Genomic DNA, 18,488 nt, shown 5'->3' with positions numbered 1-18,488 from the left:
GCCCCGACCATGCGTGGCGGCACCGGGGTTCGGCCCACGGCGTATCATCCAGCCGATAACAGCAGAGCAAGGAACTCGTGGGGACGGCAGCAATGGCAGGGCGGTGTCTCATGGTGTCAACCGCAAGAACGATCGCGGTTCCGGCGATCGCATGAAGGTCAGCCTCTTCCTGGCGGACGCCGCGCAGGCCGACGCCCAATCCGGCAAGGTCAACGCTCTCGGACTGGGCTGGCGGCAGTGCCAAACCCCCACGCCCGCAATCGCTTTGGTGCTGTTCTTGGATATCGACTGGAACGAGACCAACAAACAGTACAAGCTGACGTGCCAACTCCTGACCACCGACGGCGAGCCGGTGGCCGTGCCGGGACCACACGGGCCACAGCAGATCAGCTTCGAGGCGGTAGCGGAGGCCGGGCGCCCGCCCGGGGCCATCCACGGCACCTCCGTTCGAATGCCGCTCACCCTGAACATCCCCGCGGGGATTCCTCTGGAACCGGGGATCTACGAGTGGCGCGTGGAAATCGCCGGTTTTGACCAGGCCACCGCGGTCGAGGCGTTCGTCGTGGTCGGCCACGCGCAGCCGCCGCAGCCGCCATCGCAGTAGGGCTCGCCGCGCGCGGCGCACCGATCCCCGGTCGTGCTGCCGAGGCGGCTCGCGTGACCGTTGATTCGAGGCGCTCCAGGATTCTCGGCAACCACCGGCGCACCTCGGCCGCCTCGATTGCCGAGCTGCGCTCGCGCAGCAGGCGCAACACGATGTGTACTTCCAGACGCGCCGGCGCAAAAATGGTCTCCTCTGCCAAAGCTGATGTGACCCTTGATGTGTCTGCGATCCAGGCGCAATTCGCCGGGCGTGCCGGAGCGCGCCGGGTCCCGGTTGGCCGCCCCGCACAGCGGCAGCAGATGGGAGTCGGCGGGCAGGTCGACGCCGGCGAGCGAGGCGTGGTTTCGCACGTGCCGGCAGATTCGCCACCGACCTCGCCGGACGCGACGCACCGGCGGCGGCCCGCACGCAGGGCAATGGGCGGCCCGCGTCGTGCTGTCGCTGATCTATTGGCCGCTCGAAGACGACCGCGCCGAACATGATGTGGTGCGACGTTTCGTCGCGTGCGCGTTCGCGCGTCAGTGCTGAGCCGCGCCCTATTCGTCGCGAAACCTGTCGTACGCGGCGTCATCGCCAGCCATCGGGCGGACGCCCCATCGTCTCCAACGCGACGAACTGGATGGGCCCCATCTTTCCAGTCCGCGGAAAGGTGCGCGTGATTGCCACAGCTTGTAGAGGCGGTTGTCGCAGCCGTGCCAGCCGAAACACCGCGCCCACACTGAGGGTGCGTAGCCATGAATCTGGAGGCCTGTTCACCGCCACCGGCGAAGTGGACCAGCGCCCAGACCAGTGCGAACGCCGGTACCCGCTGACGCTCTGCGGCACTGTGTAGTTCGTCGAACGCCATGTCGGACCGGCACCGGCGAAGTCCGATGAGAATGCCTCGCACTGTGTCGAGGATGCGCTCGGAATGTGGGCCGTGCGCTGCCGGGGAGGGAACCCAAGTGGCCATCATGTCTATGGATACCTCCCGTTGTCGCCCAACCGGAGCCGCTATTAACACAGCGGTGCGCGTGGTCGTACACACGTGGAATTCGCAACGGCGATTCCCTTTGACGCATACAGCCATGATTTGCTCATTACGGTCAATTACGCCAGATATCCGTCTCGATCGGTGCGCAGCAATGACCGTTTCGGGATCGACCGTTTCGAATCGGCACCACATTACTCTGCAAGCGAGAGTAATTCGTCGAAGCTGTCCACGATCGCGTCGCGGAAGACGTCGTAATCGGGTATCGCGGCCGTGTCGACGTTGATGCCCAGTGCGCAGGTGTCGACATAGGTGAACAACGTGACGTTGACCGATGACCCGATGGTCGGTCCGAACGCGTATTGGGCGCGCACGGCCGCGCCGCCGAGGAAGACCGGGACCGGCACTCCGGGCACGTCGCTGGCCAGAAAATCGACATGGCGCAGGACAAAACCGAGATACCACCGCGGCAGAAGGTTGAGGGCGCCGGCGATCGCCTGCGTGTAGGGCAGGGAGCGTTCGTCACGCACCGCGCCGCTGCGCTGATGGATCGCCCTGACCCGTGCCGCCGGGTCGGTCCCCCCTACGGGCACGTCGAACCGCATGAGCGTGATGTGATTCCCTCCGATGTCGTCGACCGGTGTCCGGAGGCTGACCGGCATCGTCAGGTGCAAGTCGCCCACCGTGACACCGTGCTCGTCGTGGTATCGCCACAGCGCCCCAGCCACTCCGGCGACGAACGCGTCGTTGAGCGCCCCGCCGCACCGGTGTGCCACCTCCCGCAGCAGTGGCCTCGGGACGTCGTGAACCCCCAGACGACGGTTCAGCCCACGGTCTGTCACCAGCGGTGACCCAGTCCGTGTGATCGGCCGAACCGTCCGGTACACGGACGCGGCGGTCGAGGCAACCGATCGAACGGTCGCAACCGGCCGTCGGGCACTCTCGCACATCAGTCTTGGCGCCCCCGTCACCGCGCTCGCCACGGCGCTGCCCAGGACGCCGGTGTCGTACCTCAACGTGTCGCGGTAGCGCCCGAGCAGCGACAGCCCGGACGCCCGCGGCGCTAGCGGCATGGGCTCACACGCACACGCGTTTTCGGACAGGCTGAACAGGTTCATCGCGATCTGGACGCCGCCGATCCCGTCGGTGAGCGCGTGGTGGAACTTGCAGATCAATGCCGCGCCGCCATCGTCGAGGCCCTCGACCAGCGTTGCCTCCCAGAGCGCGCGGGCACGGTCGAAGTCCTGTATCTCGGCCAGTCGGGCCAGTTCAAGCACGTCGTCGAGCGTGCCCTGAGCCGGCACCGCGACCCGCCGCATGTGGTAGCCGAGGTCGAAATTCGGGTCGTATTCCCACCGCGGAGGAGCCGGCCACGGTGACGCCACGACCCGCTGACGGAAGACGGGCAGCGTGCGGCTCATCAGGTCGAAGCGGTCACGCACCGCCTGCCAGTCCGGCGATCGGTCCAGCAGCACGATCGTGACCACGGTCGATCTCAGCCGCGGGTCGCTTTCCATCGCCCACGTGAAGGCGTCGCTGTTTCGCATGAAGGCAGTCATCGGGGTGCTCCAGGCAACAACCTACGACTGGCCGACGCAAAGGTCAGCAGTTCACCGGCTCGCCATGACTTTGGTCCTTCGAGGTCATGCCATTGGCCTTTTGAGTCTTTTGAGGAATCGAGCCCCGGGCAGCGGGGCGTCAACCCCCAAGGTGTCTACGACGTCTTGGCGTCTGCGAATTCGCAGAATGCGGTGTAGGCCCGAGCGCCGTAGATGGTGGCCGGCCCACCGTGCATGAGGAAGGTGACGCCGATGGCTTCGGCCGCTTCTTCGCGTGTGGCGCCTGCACGTGCAGCCGCCTGGGCATGCGAGGCGATGCATCCGTCGCAACCCTCGACGATGCCGATCGCCAACGCGATCAGTTCTTTGAACTTGCGGCTCAGCGCACCCTCGTTGAACGCGGCCCCGCTGAGGGCCGCGAAACCCTTGTAGACATCGGGGATCTGCTGTCGAAGCTCGCGGTGCTGGGGCAGGAGGTCCTCGAGGACCTTGTGGTGATGCTGCTGATCTGACATGGCTCCATCATATACATAGGGGGCGTATACCCCCGCGGGTATACGCCCCCTATGTATATGCCCCGTGCATATATGGACCCTATTCGCCCGCGGCCACCGGTGAACTGTTCTTCAGGGAGTCGATCACCGCTTGCAGCTTGCCGGCGACTTCCTCGGCGACGGGACGCAGTTTCGGCTCACCGGTGAACTCCACCATGAGGCCGGGATTCATCGCCTCGACAAGCACAGTGCCGGCGCGGTCGGGGTCGGTGCGCACGACGACGTTGCATGGCAGCAACAACCCGATCTGGCGGTGCGCCGAGACGGCGCGGTGCGCCAACGGCGGGTTGCAGGCGCCCAGGATCAGGTAGTCCTCCATGTCCTCGCCGAGTTTGGCCTTGAGCGTTGCTTTGACGTCGATTTCGGTCAGGACGCCGAACCCCTGCTCCGCCAGTGCGGAGCGTGTCCGCGCGACCGCCTCGTCAAAGGAGGTGTGCAGCGATGTCGCGATTGAGATATCCATGACGACTTCAGTCCTTTCTGCTTGGGCTGTGTTCCCCCCGAGTCACGCGAGGGCGAGGAACAACTTCTCCAGTTCGGCTTCGCTCATGGGAGCCGCGCCGTTGGCCGTGGTACCCGTGACGCATTCCTTCAACCCGGTCGCCACGATCTTGAATCCCGCACGATCGAGAGCGCGCGAAACAGCGGCCAGTTGCGTGACAACGTCCTTGCAGTCGCGCCCCTGCTCGATCATCGAGATCACTCCGGCAAGCTGGCCCTGTGCACGCCGCAGCCTGTTCAACACCGCGGTCATGCCGTCTTGTTCGCCGCTCACTGTTTCCTCCGTCGTGGTTGCCTACCTCATCATAGTACCCAGGGGGGTATATACACCCTGGTTCGACGAATCGGTACCAGCACCCGCACTATACCCCACTGGGTATGGATCGGTCGCCCTTCGCCGGCTAACCGTCGCCCGCTGTTCCCCGGCCGTCACGCGCGTGCCAGCAGCCAGGCATGGCCCTCCCCTTCGCCGGCGGCCAGCACGTCGGTGTCGGCGAACGCCCGCGGCAGTTCGCCAGAGGCGGCACGGTGCGGGCCCCGGCCTCGCCCGACTTCGCTCAGGACGGCGACGGCCAGTAACCCGCCCGGCTTCAAACGCCCGATGACCGCCCGGTCGAGCCGACGGTCCCGGTACCTGTGGCACAGGATCAACTCGACGGACGGACCGTCCGGCAGACCATCGTCGAAGTCGACGACCTCAAAGCGGCAGTGATCGCCCACCCCGCTGCGGCGAGCCAGATCCCGGGCGTGGCCGACGGCCACCCGGGATACGTCCAAACCCAGGACATCCATCCCCCGCCGGGCCAGCCAGACGCTGCCGAGGCCCTGCCCACAGGCCAGATCGAGTGCGCGTCCGGTGACGGGGAAAGCATCGGTATGAGCCGCAAAGACATCGGGAACCGCCACCGCGCCCGGCGCAGGCGGCTCGAGGCTTGCGTACCGCTCGTCCCAGCGCAGTCGGTCACCGTCGACCATGCGCGTCACACTACCCAGGGCCTCACTAATCGCACGCCGACAGTTGACCGTGTGGCCTTCCCACACTGGATCGGTGTCCAGATCCGTGGCTTCTCCGAGCGTCGGCGCGTCGCGTCGGTCCGACCGCCGTCCCAGGCAGACCATCCGCAAGGTGCTCGACGCCGGATTGGCCGAACTGCGCGAATCGTCCTCGGCGAACCTGACGATGCGACCTGCCGCTGCACACCGAGGCCAACGACACGACCAAGACCCGTGTCAGTGCCACCTTGCGGGACATGGCCGTGGCGGTCGCCGACGACCCCGAGCCGACCACGGCCTGCGGCGCGGCCCTGATGGCCGACGACCCGGCGGTCACGTCCCTGCGCGAGCAGATCGCGCGGAGGTATCCCGGCGGATCGGGGCGGCGTTGGGCCCCGACTGTCCCCGCGCGGCGAAAACCACGCTGCAGATGACCTCCGCCGGCGCGCTGATGACCGCCCGCTTCGTCACCTGCCGGGAGATCGCGGGACAGCTCGACGAGGCCGTCGAGCTCATCCTGGGGGCGTTCGCAGCCGGCTGAGCGGCTAAGCCACGGTCAGCCTGCGGGACGGCCGCCCAGGGCGTTGACGAGCCGCCCGAGACGGTCCATGACGTGGATCACGGGCGGGATGGCCTTGATGTCCGCGGCCGACAGCAGGCTGGTCTTCAGCCGGCGGCGACCGATACCCAACGAGGTCACCAGCTGCGAGAGCACCGACAGCGGATTCTTGATGTCGGGCCCGGACTGCAAGATCTTGTCGCAGCGCCGGAGAATGGCGTTCAGACGGCGCAACTCGCGCGAGGTGGCATAGGTGGACGGCAGCGTGCGCGACCGGCAGACCTCGCCGTCGAGTTTGTCGAACAGCATTTGCTGCGACGACATCCCGACGAATCCCTCGTCCAGCGCATCGTTGAGCATCGACTCCATGCGCGCCAGTTCCGCCGGGGACGGCCGCACGTCTTTACGGGTCGCCCGGTCCAGGCCGATCGTCGCGGCCCGCATGTCGGAGTGGCCGATGAAGGCGGCCACGTTGGGGCCCAGGTTGAGCCGCTCGAGTGCGGCGATGTATTCGCCGGGGCCGCTCCAGGAGCGCGCCCGGCCCAGGTGCTCGATCACATAGCGCCGCGGAATCGCCTCCACGCGACCAAAGATGTCGCCGGCGTCGACGTTGTTCAGGTAGACCGTGGACAAGGAGCACGATCCCAGCAGCACGGTCGTCACGCCGTGCCGCAGCGACTCGGAAAGCGCTGGCTCGCACAGTGTTTCGATGTCGTAATGGGTGTGGATGTCAATGACGCCGGGTATCACCCACTGGCCGGTGGCATCGACGCCGCTCGGGGTTTCGCTGATCATACACACGGCCGACGATGTCTACCCAGTGGCGCGTTCCGGAGCCGAGGCCGGGCCCGTCAACGCTATGATCCGCCTGTGGGGATGACCGAACCTCAGACCGCCGTTCGCTGAGCATGCGTAGCCACGGTTGGGCGGGAAACGCGCCCGCCTCCGACGAGGAAGCGATCGAGCGCATCCTCGACGCCGCCGACGCGATCATCGACGAGCGCGGCTCGGCGATGCGCATCGCCGACGTGGCCCGGGCGCTCGGGGTGACACGGCAGACCGTCTACCGTTACTTCCCCGGTACGCAGGCGTTGCTGGTGGCTTCCGCGATGCGGTCGGCTGATGGGTTCCTCGACCGTGCGGCGGCCCACCTCGAGGGGTTCACCGACCCGATCGCGGCGGTGACAGAAGGGGTGGCCTTCGCGGTCGAACAGCTGTCCTGTGACAAGCAGGTCGAATTCGTGCTCAATCAGCGCCATCGCGACGGGCAGAAGGTCTCGATAACGTCGGATACCGCCCTGGCCTTCGGTCGTTCGATGCTGCATCGCTTCGACATCGATTGGGAGCGACACGGTTTCGACGAAGTGGCGTTGGAAGAGCTGAACGAGTTCTGCCTTCGGGTATTGCATTCGTTCCTCGCAGACCCGGGACGGCCACCGCGCAGCGGCCCCGAACTGCGGCGCTACCTCACCCGCTGGATCGGGCCTGCGGTCGCCTACCCACAATTGGTGCGAACGATGGAGACGCTTCGCTCGCGGGAGCAGACACGCGCGCGCGCGCCCCTCGGCGGCATCCTGAGGCGATCGTCGGGGCGAGCTTGGCCCTGCGCTTCCGCGACTGTGTTGCTCGGCGGGCCGCGAGTTCGCTGGTCCGCAGGTAGCACCGGGCAAGCTCATGCACCGTTGGCGAGCATCCCGTGCACAGTACCCCGCCATGATCCCTCACCGGGCCGGTCTTATGCGCGGCACCGAAGACGTTGCGGCAAGGTGACAACGCGTGAGCCGGAGGCGGGGACGAACTGTCCGCGGGCAAACCGGTCGATGCCGGCGGCCTCGAGCACTCCGTGGCGCGATTCAGGCAACTGACAGGCGCTTCACCGGATTCCGGCGGGCTCCTCGTGCGACGCGTTCCCGCTGACGAGAATTCCTGGACCCACGTATTGCCTCGATGCGATGTCGGGTACCGTCGTAAGGGGGTCCGTTCTGAACAGTCGCCGTTTAGCTCAAAGCGGTCAGGTAGCCGCCCGGCTGCAGGGGTTTCCCGTGGCACACGGCGATGGCCCTCAGGCGCCACCTTCCCTCAGCACCGTGCGCGCTGCGCGCTGATATCCACACGGATACGGGTGCCGCGGGCAGCGCCTGTGCGTCCACAGGGCACAGGCGCTGCCGGCGGCACACGACGTAAAGCAATAGCCGTTCCATGCAGACATTTCTCGTACGACCCGAATTCGGAAGAGGGAGTACCCCGGCCGATGAACGATGTTTTGACTCCGCCCCGTCCCGCTCGCTCGAAACCCCCACGACCGGACTCCTACGAGGACGTCATCGAGATGTTCGCCGCGCTGCGGCAGATGCCGGCCGAATCGCACGAGTACACGCAACAACGCGAACGCATCACGGCCCGTTGCCTGCCGCTGGCGGACCACGTGGCCAGTCACTTCGGGCGCCGGGGCGAAGCAATCGACGATCTGACCCAGGTCGCCCGCCTGGGCCTGATGAACGCCATCAACCGATTCGACCCCGCAAAAGTCCCCAGTTTCGTCGGATTTGCGGTCCCTACCATGATGGGCGAGGTCCGCCGCTACTTTCGTGACTACAGCTGGGGCATGCGTGTGCCACGCAGAATGCGCGAGTTGCACGTCCAAATCAGCAGAACCACAGCGGATTTGACGCAGCAGTTAGGTCGGGCACCGACAGCCGGTGAACTTTCTCGAGCGCTGGAAGTCCCCCATGAGGAGATCGTCGAATGTCTCGTCGCGGGTGACGCCTATCGGCTCGAATCGCTCGAAGCGCCCATCTGCAGCGACAGTTCAGGCAAGCCCCGCGTGGTGGCCGACGCTGTCGGCCGCGTCGATCCTCAGATCGACCACATCACCAACAGGGAAGCGGTCCGCGCCCTGGTGAGTTCACTTCCCCGACGCCAACGCGAGGTCCTGCACATGCGTTTTTTCGAATCGATGACGCAAAGCCAGATCGCCGAGCGGATCGGCGTCTCGCAGATGCAGGTCTCACGCATCCTCGCCAGCACCCTGCAGTGCCTGCGCGACCAGTTGGAGTAGCGCCGCGCCCTTTCCGCACCGCCCGGTTTCCCGACGATGTACTGTCCGATTCGGCACTCGAACCGGTTTGCTTCGCCAGATGCAGCCCGGGCAGGAGCCGGGAAGGGGCGCATGTGATGAGGATTTCTCCGGTGGCGGCGGCGAGTGTGGCCGTGGCGGCGGTGCTGGTGGTGGCCACGAGCGGCTGCGGTACCCATTCGACGACGTCGACCCCGAAATCCGGTTCCGCCACCTCGGCCCGGAGCAGCCGTGGCCCCGAACCGACCTCGGCGACGCCGGTAGGGCCCGGCGAATATGCGGGGTTGCTGATCAAGGCCACCGACATCCATGCACCGGTGACGTTCACCGGCAGTCCGCCGACGGAGAATCCGAACGGCCAGCCGGGTGTGGCAACAACATTTCGCGACGAAGACGGCAGTCACCTGATCAAGGACACCATTCGGGTGTTCGACGACCCCGCCGCGGCAACGAATGCGCTCAACGCGGCAAAGAGCGCTCAGGGCGACATCGTCAAGAAGCCGACATCGCGTCCGGCCAACATCGGCACCGGCGGGACGACGCTGTCCGGAGATTCCCCGGACGGACTCAAGGGTGTGACGGTGCTGCTGTTCACCGCGGGCAAGGCCCTCGTCACGCTGCAATTCGACGGCCCGCCCGGTTCGCTGGTTCCTCAGGAGTTCATGACCGACGTCGGCCAGAAGCAGGACGCGGCCGTCAAGAAGGGGCTCGGCGGCTGAACCTCTTGCCCGGTGACCGATATCGCCGGAGCCATCTCGCCGATGATCCAGAACTCCCGAATAGGCGACTCCGGCACCCAGTCCTTCTGGCCTGACGAGGGAGCACGCCTGGAAAAGCTCCACACGCCATGGGCGCTGGTCGCGACAAGCCTTCCGTGCCGATAGTCGATTTCGACGGTCCCGCGGGTTCGCCGCGCGGCGGCCCCGGGAAGAATCGGGACCGGAATTCGACGCGACAAAGGCAGCGGTGAGTATCGCTGCGGTGTGTGTTGCGCGCCCGCAATGGTATCTCGAACGGGTGGTGACGACCTGGTGCGCTGAGACCCGCCTGCCTCACTGCGACTTCAACGGCTTCTCCATCGATCGCCCAATGGGCTCCGACGGCCGCCATCGCAAGCTCCGTGAACACCGCGCGAGCTGCTGACCGGGCGGCCATCTTGTGGCTATCCTCAGAGTGCCGCAACGTCCGGAATAGGAGCCGCACATGTCGTCGAACGTGATCGTGGCACCCGTGGCTCTAGCTGTGGCGTCGGCCGATCTGAGCGGGATCGGCGATGCGATCAAAGACGCCTCCGCCGCGGCGGCACCCGCGACGACGGGGATTGCCGCGGCGGCCGGCGACGAGGTGTCGGCGGCCATCGTTAAAGCGTTCGGCAGCTTCGCCGCAGAGTTTCACACGCTCACCGCACAGACGGCGCTGCTCCACGCGGACTTCGTGAGTGCGTTGAACGCGAGCGGGGCCACCTACGCCGCCGGCGAAGCCGCGAATGTGCCACTGCTGGCGGACTTCTCACTGGTGGTGAAGGGTGTCGAACAACAATTCTTCGACCAGGGTTTCTGGTCCCCCTTCACGTATCTGACCGGGCACCCGCTGTTCGGTGAGCAAGCCGTCGGACCCGCCGTCACCGGGACCACCGGCCCAGGCCTTGCCGGTCGACTACTCACCGATCTTTTCAACGGGACCCTGGGGAGCCAGAGCAGCGGTGTCTTTCAAGGGACGGGGATCCCTGGCCCGGTAACGGGGGTCAGGGAGGGTTTTTCCTACCTGGACCTCAACGTCGGCCCCCACGGCTACGACGCCCCGGCACGTTGGTATTTCCCGACGCAGGCAAACGGAACGGTCGATGCCCACGGTGTCATCTATCTGCAGAACGGCTTCCTGGGAACCGGCGGCTGGTACGGCAGTCTGGCCACTGCCCTGGCACGCGGAACCGACAGCATCGTCGTCGTGCCGACCGTGTCGTCGCTTCCGCTGCCGGGCGGCGCCGACCTGAGCGGCAACCAGATGTTTTCGGCCGTCGGCTCGCTGTTCCTCGGTAACGAATCGGCGCTGAACCTCAGCGCGAGCCAGGCCGGCTACCACGGGACGCTGCCGGAAAACTTCTTCATCACCGGACACTCGGCCGGCGGCGGACTTGCCACGATCGCGGCCGGCGACTACGTCGCCGACCTCGGGGCCGGCGCCAACCACCTCGAAGGCGTGGTGATGTTCGACGGAGTCGCCAACAGTTCTTCGGCCTTCGCGAGCGCGATCGCCAACCTGAAGACCTTGAACATCCCGGACTACGTGGTGGCCGCGCAACCCCAGGCGTGGAACGCCTACGGTGCCACCACTAATCAACTGGTCAGTCTGTACCCGGGACACTTCGTCGGGGTCGAACTGCTCAACGGCTCGCACGTCGACTCGCTGCTGGGCAACAAACCGGTCATCGACTTCATCGCGCAGCTGTTCACCAAATACTCACCGGGAGGCGACACCGCGGCCGTGTACACCCTGTCCACGGGCTGGATCAACGACATCTACACCGGGCACAGCCCGACCGATCCGATGTACGGCCTCTACGGGCCCACTGGACCCTACGTATCACCTGGCGGTCAGCAGATCATCCTGGGCCCGGCCACCGGGCTCGTCCTGCCGTAAGCGATCCAAGCGGATTCCACTGTGCCACTTGTGTTTCTGTGGTCACAGGGCGAGGCTGGAGGTCGCCTTCGACACGGTGGCCGCTCAGCTCCGACATTGCCGCACCCGCAAGGACCTCAGGGTTTCTGGCGTCCCGAACGGCTCAGGCGCCACTCCGGCGGGAAGTTCATGTCATTGTCCTTGACCACGTTGTTGAGGCCCTTCTCGAAGGTGCCCGAGGTCAGGTCGACCTCCTCCGCGTCGTTGGCGCGGAACTGAAGGTGGCGTGGTCGACGAGCGCCTTGTTGACATCGGTGAAACGGCTGACCGCGAAAAAGTCGTAGTCCGCGTTGTAATAGAGCGGCGCATCCTCGCGCAGCCGCGCAAACATCGGATACGGGTCGGCGATGAGCCCGACGTCGTATGGATCGAAATGAACATGGCTATCGGTGCTCGCCGTCACGGAATCCCTCCTACCACTGCAGTTTCCGGATATCGGCGCCGTTCGCGCAGGCACCGTGTCCGGTTCGGGCAATTTGTACAATCCGCTTAAATGCACTTGCTTCGATATGGGCCGCGAACATCGCGCTTACTCTATTCTCGTAGAGAAACATACGCGGGATGCTGTGGCAAGACCCCGCCGGAGAAACCGCGCGCAGCGCCGTGTGCTCAGCCGGATGCCGCGGTCCGGCTACCGCGCGCCCGTGGTGTGGCGCCGTTCTCGGTCAGCCGGCCTCTGTCCGGGCTCTTCAGGATGCCCACGGCGATGGCCGACAGGATGCCATCGAGCTGTTCTGCGCTGCGGACGACGCGGTCGCCGTGGGCGATGCGCGCCATGAGCCCGTTGATGAAAGTCAGCGTGACGTTGCTCAGGTCTTCCACCACGGCAGATTCCAGCCCGGCACCGTTTGGCATGAGTTGCACGAGAATCTCGCGGTGCAGCCGGGTGAACCCGTCGGTGCCCTGCTTCAAGATCGCGGCCAGCGCCGGGTCGCGCGCGGCCTGCATCGTCAGCTCGTACCTGGCCCGGGTCCGGGAGAGCTGCGGCTCGGCGCCGGCCTGGATCACCACCCGCGACAAACGCGACGGCGAGGGATTCTCGTCGTCGCCGTCGGAACTGTCCGCGACCGACTGCAGGTCGGCCAGGTCTCGTTCGGCCAGCCGCTCGGCGACAGCACGCAGCAGCGCCTCGCGGGTGCGGAAGTAGAACGAGGTGGTGCCGTCCGGAACGCCCGCCTTGCGGTCCACCTTCAGATGGCTCAATCCCTTGGCCCCGTCGTCGGCCAGCAACTGGATCGCGGCATCGCAGAGCTCGCGTCGGCGTTCCGCGGAATTGGGCTTGCGTCTCTTCGCTGCGGTGGGGGTCTGTCGGGCCATGCGCGGATGCCTTCGGGACGCGGGATCTCGATCGAACGTTCGCCGACTCGAAGACTGACCTTACTCTATCTTTGTAGTGTCCGTAAACACGCAGCTCTACGCAGCTCTGCGACGCGCGGATCCGCCCGCGAATCACGAACTGCATGGCGGAAGCGGTATTCGAGCTCAGGCTTCCCCGCGTAGGAGAACTGCTGTTGCACCACTGAGTACCCGCGCTTCCAACCGACTTCGCGACAGAACTCGAAGTGCCCCGGTGATCGCTGGACGTCGCCGGCCCAGCCGATCGGACCGCCCCTGCGTCGAGGCGGCACGCCGACTGCTGGCCGAGCCTGCGACCCGGCGAAAGGATTGACGCTCAGCTCGGCTGCCGCACCGGCAAGCCGGCGGCCCGATAGATCGCGTCGATCACCGTCATGTTCTGCACCGCGTCTTCGGGGGTGGTCAGCACCGGTTCGCCGCGCAGCGCCGCGGCGGCGAACGCGTCGAGCTGATACGCATAGGAAGCGCGGCGCGGAAACCGCTCCACCCGTCTGCCGCCGACCGATCGGACCGAAAGGCGGTTCACCAGGTTGGGCAGGACCGGATTGAGCAGCCGCATCTCCCCACGGTCGCCCACCACGCGCGCGCTGATCCGCAACAGGTGCGACGACCACAGGGAGCAGACGATCCGGCCGGTGTGCCCGGCAGCGAAGCGCAACTCGGCCGTCATCGCACGGTCGACCCGGGGATCCCGCAGTTTCGCCCGGGCCGCAACGACTTCCGGATCCGCACCGCCGAGCATGCGGGCCATGTGGACCGCGTAGCAGCCGGCGTCCATCAAGGCCCCCCCGGCCAGCGCGTAGCTGTAGCGGATGTCGGAGAACTTCGGCAGGGGAAAACACATGGCGGTCTCCACCCGCTCGATCTCGCCCAACTCACCAGAGGCCATGATCTGCTCGGCCCGCAGCGTGAGCGGGTGGTAGCGATAGTGGAACGCCTCCATCACCACCCGGCCGGAATCGGCGGCGATCCCGGCGACCTCGCGGGCCTCGGCGGCGTTGGCCGTGAACGGCTTCTCGCACAGCACGTGCTTGCCCGCCGCGAGGGCGGCGCGGGTCCAGCGGCCGTGCAACCCGTTGGGCAACGGGTTGTACACGGCGTCGAGGTCCGGGTCGGCGACCAACGCCTCATAGTCCGCGTGCACCCGGTCGATCTCGTGCTTGGCGGCGAACGCCCTGGCGCGGGACACGTCGCGGGCGGCGACGGCGGCCACCACCACCTCGGCGTTGGCCCGGGCCGGCTTGACGAGCGCCAGTGGCGTGATGCGCGCGGCCCCGAGGACGCCGATGCGCAGGGGAGTTCGACGCTTAGCCACGGGTGCGGCCGGATTGACGGCGGGCGAACGCCGGGGCGTGCTCCGGACGGACCCCCACCCCAACGAAATATGCGGGCACCGCCGAGAGCCAGGGCAGCCGTTCCACCAGCCTCAGCAGTGCCGCGGGAGGGGTGGGATCCGCACCGCGCAGGAGCGGCCCCAGCAACGCCCGCTGTAACACGCGTTGCACCGCCTGGGTCACCGCGGCCGGAAAGGCGCGCCGGCGCCGGACGGCCGCCAGGTCACCGTCGGTGACGCGGTGCCGGCGCAGGGGTCCGGCCAGCAGCGTCGCAGCCGCCACGGCGTCCTGGATGGCAAGGTTGATGCCGACCCCACCCAGCGGTGACATCGCGTGCGCGGCGTCGCCGATGCACAGCAGCCCCCCGGTGTGCCAGCGGCGCAGCCGGTTCACCCGCACGTCGAGGTGCTTGACCTCGTCCATCGACTCCAGCGCGGCCACCGACTCGGGCATGTCGGGCAGCAGCGCCGCGATGTCGCGGCGGAACGCCTCGATTCCGCGGGCGCGTAGTTGGGTGTCGGCCCCCTTCGGACCGAGGTAGGCGATCTGGAAATAGCCTTCGCGCGGGATCACCACCAGGGCTTTGCCGGGTGCGGTGCGCGGAAGCAGAGAGAACTGCGCGGCGCCTTCGCGCGGCAGCCGGAACCACCACACGTCGAAGTTCACCGGATATTCGCGGGCCCGCAGCCCGGCTGCCCGGCGGGCAACTGACCACCGCCCGTCGCAGGCGACGGTGAGTTCGGCGCGCAGCTCACCGGGCCCGTCGGACCCCGCGTAGCGCACCCCGGTGACCCGCCCCGCCTCCCACAGCAGCCCGGTGACCTCGGACTGCATCCGGAGCGTGAAACTGGGCTCGGCGCGGGCGGCCTCGGCGAGCAGGTTCAGCAGATCCCACTGCGGCACCATCGCGATGTAGGGATGAGGTAGTCGCAGACGCTCGAAGTCGACGTAGGTCACCGAGCGACCATTGGTGTCGAGCTGCGCCTTGCGCACCTCGCTGTAGTGCAGCGCCGCGAACCGCTCCCCCAGACCCAGCTCGTCGAGCAACTGGATCGTCGTGGGATGCACGGTGTCGCCCCGGAAATCGCGCAGGAAGTCGCCGTGCTTCTCCAGCACGGCGACGTCGACACCCGCGCGGGCCAGCAGCAGCCCGAGGACCATCCCGGCCGGGCCGCCGCCGATGATCGCGCACGTCGTTTTCTCCGCCATCGCGCTCAGCATAGGGGGGAAGCACGTCTCCTGGGGCGCCCCGCCGAGAGCTACAAGTCGGCGTCGAACACCGAAACGGGCTCGAGCAGCACGCCGTTCTCCTCGACGTAGCGGTCCCACAAAGCCAGGAGTTCGGCGAGCTTGCCGGGATGCGCGGCGGCCTGGTCGTCGGTCTCGCCAGGGTCGCGCGACAGGTCGTAGAGCTGCCAGGCGCCGGGGCCGTGGGGCTCGGGCAGGTACAGCGCCTTCCAGTCGCCTTGCCGGATGGCGCGCCGACCGAACAACTCCCAGCCCGTGCCCGTGTCGGCGTCGTGGACGGTCTCGGCGGCACCGGACAGGTACGGCACCAGCGAGCGGCCGCGCATCGGTGCCACCTCCCGCCCGCGGTAGGCGGTGCCGGGGTGTTCGGCGCCGGCCAGTTCCAGCACCGTGGGGGCGATGTCCATGACGGTCGCGAAGGCCGTGCCGATCTCCCGTTGCCGCGCAAAGCCCGGCCAGGTGATGAAACCCGTCACCCGGATGCCGCCTTCGGCCGTGAACGCCTTGTGCAGGCGCGACGGCGCGGTCGCCGCCTGGGCCCAGCGCGGGCCGTACCAGATGAACGAGGTGGGGCTGCCGAGGTTGTCGAGGCTGTTGTCGAAATTCTTCTCGATCTGCGCCACGATCTGAGGACCGCGCAGCGGCCACGCCTCCAGAGCGGCGCCCTCTGCGCCGTTGTCGGACAGGAAGATCACAATCGTGTCGTCGAGCTCACCGGTCTGGGAAAGGTAGTCGATCACCCGGCCGACGTTGTGGTCCATCCGGTCCACCATCGCGGCGTAGATCTCCATGCCGCGGGCCGAGCGTGCCCGCTCCTCGGCGGTCATGTCGGCCCACTCCGGGGCCCCGTCGGCCACGACCGGATGCGGTACGACGTCTTCCGGACACAGGCCGAGCCGCTTGAGCGCCGCCAGGCGCGCCTCGCGCAGCGCGTCCGGCCCCTCGTCGTAGCGGCCGCGGTAGGACGCGATCGAGTCGTCCGGCGCCTGTAGCGGCCAGTGCGGCGCCTGGAACGGCAGATAGGCGAAGAACGGCCGGTCATCGCCGGGCGCCCGCTCCCGCAGATACCGCACCAGTGTGTCGGCGTAGAAGTCCGACGAGTAGAAGTCGTCGCCGACCGTGACGAACCGGTCGTCTTCGGTGTACAGCGTCGGCATCGGCACCTGACCGGCGGCGGCGCCGCCGTAGTGGCTGGCGCCTCCCGGCAGCAGGGCAAACGAGCGCTCAAACCCGCGCGCCCAGGGCGATGTCTCGATCGTGTTGCCCAGGTGCCACTTTCCCGCCATCAACGTCAGGTAGCCGGCGTCGCGCAGCAACTCGGGTAGCGCCACGACCCGGTCGTTCAGGTAGCCCTCGTAGCCGGGCGCGCCGGTGAATCCCGGGGCGGCGACCTCGAGCATCGTGCCGATCCCGGCGACGTGGTGGTCGGTACCGGTCAACAGCATCGCGCGGGTGGGTGAGCAGGTCGGGGCGGAGTGGAAATCGGTGAACCGGATCCCGGCGTAGGCCAGTTTGTCCAGGTTGGGCGTGGCGATTTCGGCGCCGAACGCGCCGATGTCGGAAAACCCCAGGTCGTCTGCAACGATTACGAGAAAATTGGGTCGCTTCACGCTGAAAGATCCTGTCAGGTGCGGGCCGTGGGTGTCACCGGAGGGCGGTCGGCGCATTGTCGGCGGGGTTCATGGCGATCCCGCGAACCGACATCGACCCGGGCCGTCGACGGCACGTCAGAACGCGTCGGGATCGCGCTGGACGTCGTCCGGCACCGGGTGCTGGTACAACCGGGACGCGTTCTCCCAGGTGAACTTGCGAATCACGTCCTGCGGCAGATCGCCGATCTGTTCGTGGACAGTCTGCTGGGTGTGCAGCCAGGTCGAGTCGCAGTGCGGATAGTCGGCCTCCAGCATGATGTTGCCCACCCCGATGCGGTCCCGCTGCACGAACGACGACTTGTCTTCGACCGCGCACAGCCAGAAGTTGCGTGTGAAAACCTCTGCTGGAGTGAGGCTTTCACCGAGCGCCTGCCAGGTGCCGTACATCGTGTGGTAGCTGAGCATATGGTCGAGGCGGTCGAGCAGCCCGGCAACCCAGCCGATTCCGCCCTCCGAGAGGCAGATCTTGAGGTCGGGGAACCTGCTGGGCAGCCCGGAATACAGCCAATCGACCCCCGCCGAGATCGCATAGGCGAAGAACAGCACGCCGGCCACGTCCGGGGGCGCGTCCTCGGTGGTCGACGGCGAGGAGCCCGACGACCCGATGTGCAGGTTGACCACGGTGCCCGTCTCGGCGCACGCCGCCATCATCGGATCCCAATGCCCCGAGTGAATGGTCGGCAAACCCAGCATCGCCGGGTTCTCGCTGAAGGTGACAGCATGAAAACCGCGCTCGGCGTTCTCGTAGATCATCTGCGCGCCGACCGCGGGGTCCAGCAGCCACGGCAGCTGGCAGGGGATGATGCGGTCGGGATACAACCCGGCCCACACCTCGAGATGCCAGTCGTTCCAGGCGCGCACGGCGGCCATCGCCAGCTCGCGGTCCGGGGTCACCTGTTGCAGCCGCTGCCCGGCGAAGCCGGGCAGGAAGGAGGGAAAGTTGAGCGAGGCGTAGATGCCGTTGAGGTCCATGTCCTTGACGCGCGCGTTGATATCCCAAGCACCCCTGCGCATTTCATCGAATCGGGCCGGCTCGAAGCCGTACTCGGACACCGGCCGCCCGACCACGGCGTTGAACCCGACGTTGGGCAACTGCCGGCCGTCATAGACCCATGTCTGCCCGCCCTGCTCGGTGCCGACGACCCTCGGCGCGCGGTCGGCGAACCTGCGCGGCACTCGCCCGGTGAAGGTGTCCGGGGGTTCGACGATGTGATCGTCGACGGAGATCACCGTGTAGCGTCGTGGCGCCCGCGGCGGGTCGGGCAGCAAGGTGACCGACCGGGTGTCCCCCGTCTTGGCGGTCGTGAAGTTGAGGTCCGCGGCCAACTCGTCGATGGATTTCACGTGTCAGTATCCCATCGAGTGCGAAATGACGGCTTCGAGTGTGAAGTGGCGGTGCGGTC

General features: G+C 67.0%; 14 protein-coding genes and 6 pseudogenes. 6 read left to right on the top strand and 14 right to left on the bottom strand.

The window, feature by feature from the left end; all coding sequences use genetic code 11:
• Positions 1 to 151: 151 nt before the first annotated feature.
• On the top strand, positions 152 to 604 hold the full coding sequence (locus tag ACOJVU_RS02815; protein WP_421528379.1) for a DUF6941 family protein: 453 nt from the start codon (positions 152 to 154) through the stop codon (positions 602 to 604).
• Positions 605 to 674: 70 nt separating this feature from the next.
• On the opposite strand, the pseudogene ACOJVU_RS02810 reads toward ACOJVU_RS02815, so the two are convergent.
• The 6 genes and pseudogenes from ACOJVU_RS02810 to ACOJVU_RS02785 form a co-directional block, all read right to left on the bottom strand.
• Positions 675 to 960: pseudogene (locus tag ACOJVU_RS02810) on the bottom strand (cytochrome P450); the annotation flags it as partial.
• An 808-nt stretch (positions 961 to 1,768) separates the two neighbouring features.
• Positions 1,769 to 3,133: a wax ester/triacylglycerol synthase domain-containing protein gene (locus tag ACOJVU_RS02805; RefSeq protein ID WP_421528374.1), complete on the bottom strand. Its 1,365-nt coding sequence runs from the start codon at positions 3,131 to 3,133 to the stop codon at positions 1,769 to 1,771.
• A 155-nt stretch (positions 3,134 to 3,288) separates the two neighbouring features.
• Positions 3,289 to 3,648: a carboxymuconolactone decarboxylase family protein gene (locus tag ACOJVU_RS02800; RefSeq protein WP_421528373.1), complete on the bottom strand. Its 360-nt coding sequence runs from the start codon at positions 3,646 to 3,648 to the stop codon at positions 3,289 to 3,291.
• Positions 3,649 to 3,727: 79 nt separating this feature from the next.
• On the bottom strand, positions 3,728 to 4,150 hold the full coding sequence (locus ACOJVU_RS02795; RefSeq protein WP_421528372.1) for a DUF302 domain-containing protein: 423 nt from the start codon (positions 4,148 to 4,150) through the stop codon (positions 3,728 to 3,730).
• Between the two features lie 42 nt (positions 4,151 to 4,192).
• Positions 4,193 to 4,462 carry a metal-sensitive transcriptional regulator gene (locus ACOJVU_RS02790; protein WP_421528371.1) on the bottom strand — a complete coding sequence of 90 codons (270 nt, stop codon included), beginning with the start codon at positions 4,460 to 4,462 and terminating at the stop codon, positions 4,193 to 4,195.
• 155 nt (positions 4,463 to 4,617) lie between these two features.
• Positions 4,618 to 5,163, bottom strand: coding sequence for a class I SAM-dependent methyltransferase (locus ACOJVU_RS02785; RefSeq protein WP_421528370.1), 546 nt, complete (start codon positions 5,161 to 5,163; stop codon positions 4,618 to 4,620).
• On the opposite strand from ACOJVU_RS02785, the pseudogene ACOJVU_RS02780 reads away from it, so the two are divergent.
• Positions 5,162 to 5,722, top strand: a pseudogene (locus ACOJVU_RS02780) (TetR/AcrR family transcriptional regulator). The gene ACOJVU_RS02785 and the pseudogene ACOJVU_RS02780 sit on opposite strands and share 2 nt — an antisense overlap.
• 30 nt (positions 5,723 to 5,752) lie before the next feature.
• Here the strand turns inward: ACOJVU_RS02780 and ACOJVU_RS02775 are convergent.
• Positions 5,753 to 6,511: pseudogene (locus ACOJVU_RS02775) on the bottom strand (amidohydrolase family protein); the annotation flags it as partial.
• A 137-nt stretch (positions 6,512 to 6,648) separates the two neighbouring features.
• On the opposite strand from ACOJVU_RS02775, the pseudogene ACOJVU_RS02770 reads away from it, so the two are divergent.
• From ACOJVU_RS02770 to ACOJVU_RS02755, 4 genes and pseudogenes are all read left to right on the top strand, one after another.
• Positions 6,649 to 7,296, top strand: a pseudogene (locus tag ACOJVU_RS02770) (TetR/AcrR family transcriptional regulator); the annotation flags it as partial.
• Positions 7,297 to 7,991: 695 nt separating this feature from the next.
• Entirely contained in the window at positions 7,992 to 8,798 is an 807-nt protein-coding gene (locus ACOJVU_RS02765; RefSeq protein WP_421528378.1) for a SigB/SigF/SigG family RNA polymerase sigma factor, read from the top strand.
• A 116-nt stretch (positions 8,799 to 8,914) separates the two neighbouring features.
• Entirely contained in the window at positions 8,915 to 9,535 is a 621-nt protein-coding gene (locus ACOJVU_RS02760) for a hypothetical protein (RefSeq protein WP_421528369.1), read from the top strand.
• 484 nt (positions 9,536 to 10,019) lie between these two features.
• Entirely contained in the window at positions 10,020 to 11,456 is a 1,437-nt protein-coding gene (locus tag ACOJVU_RS02755) for a PE family protein (RefSeq protein ID WP_421528368.1), read from the top strand.
• 116 nt (positions 11,457 to 11,572) lie between these two features.
• On the opposite strand, the pseudogene ACOJVU_RS02750 reads toward ACOJVU_RS02755, so the two are convergent.
• The 7 genes and pseudogenes from ACOJVU_RS02750 to ACOJVU_RS02720 form a co-directional block, all read right to left on the bottom strand.
• Positions 11,573 to 11,704, bottom strand: a pseudogene (locus tag ACOJVU_RS02750) (enoyl-CoA hydratase/isomerase family protein); the annotation flags it as partial.
• Positions 11,704 to 11,898, bottom strand: a pseudogene (locus tag ACOJVU_RS02745) (cytochrome P450); the annotation flags it as partial. The pseudogenes ACOJVU_RS02745 and ACOJVU_RS02750, both read right to left, overlap by 1 nt.
• Before the next feature lie 206 nt (positions 11,899 to 12,104).
• A complete protein-coding gene (locus tag ACOJVU_RS02740; protein WP_421528367.1) occupies positions 12,105 to 12,812 on the bottom strand; it encodes a TetR/AcrR family transcriptional regulator in 708 nt (235 codons plus the stop codon).
• Between the two features lie 355 nt (positions 12,813 to 13,167).
• A complete protein-coding gene (locus ACOJVU_RS02735; RefSeq protein ID WP_421528366.1) occupies positions 13,168 to 14,166 on the bottom strand; it encodes a Gfo/Idh/MocA family protein in 999 nt (332 codons plus the stop codon).
• Entirely contained in the window at positions 14,159 to 15,394 is a 1,236-nt protein-coding gene (locus ACOJVU_RS02730) for an FAD-dependent oxidoreductase (RefSeq protein WP_421528365.1), read from the bottom strand. The genes ACOJVU_RS02735 and ACOJVU_RS02730 overlap by 8 nt, the downstream gene beginning before the upstream one ends.
• 50 nt (positions 15,395 to 15,444) lie before the next feature.
• Entirely contained in the window at positions 15,445 to 17,043 is a 1,599-nt protein-coding gene (locus ACOJVU_RS02725) for an arylsulfatase (RefSeq protein WP_421528364.1), read from the bottom strand.
• Between the two features lie 117 nt (positions 17,044 to 17,160).
• Entirely contained in the window at positions 17,161 to 18,429 is a 1,269-nt protein-coding gene (locus ACOJVU_RS02720; protein ID WP_421528363.1) for an amidohydrolase family protein, read from the bottom strand.
• Positions 18,430 to 18,488: the final 59 nt, after the last annotated feature.

Origin of the sequence: Mycobacterium sp. THU-M104 (assembly GCF_049197365.1) — a bacterium.
Taxonomy (GTDB): Bacteria; Actinomycetota; Actinomycetes; order Mycobacteriales; family Mycobacteriaceae; genus Mycobacterium.
The sequence above is the reverse complement of the archived record's forward strand: the minus strand, read 5'-3'. Positions and strand labels throughout refer to the sequence as shown.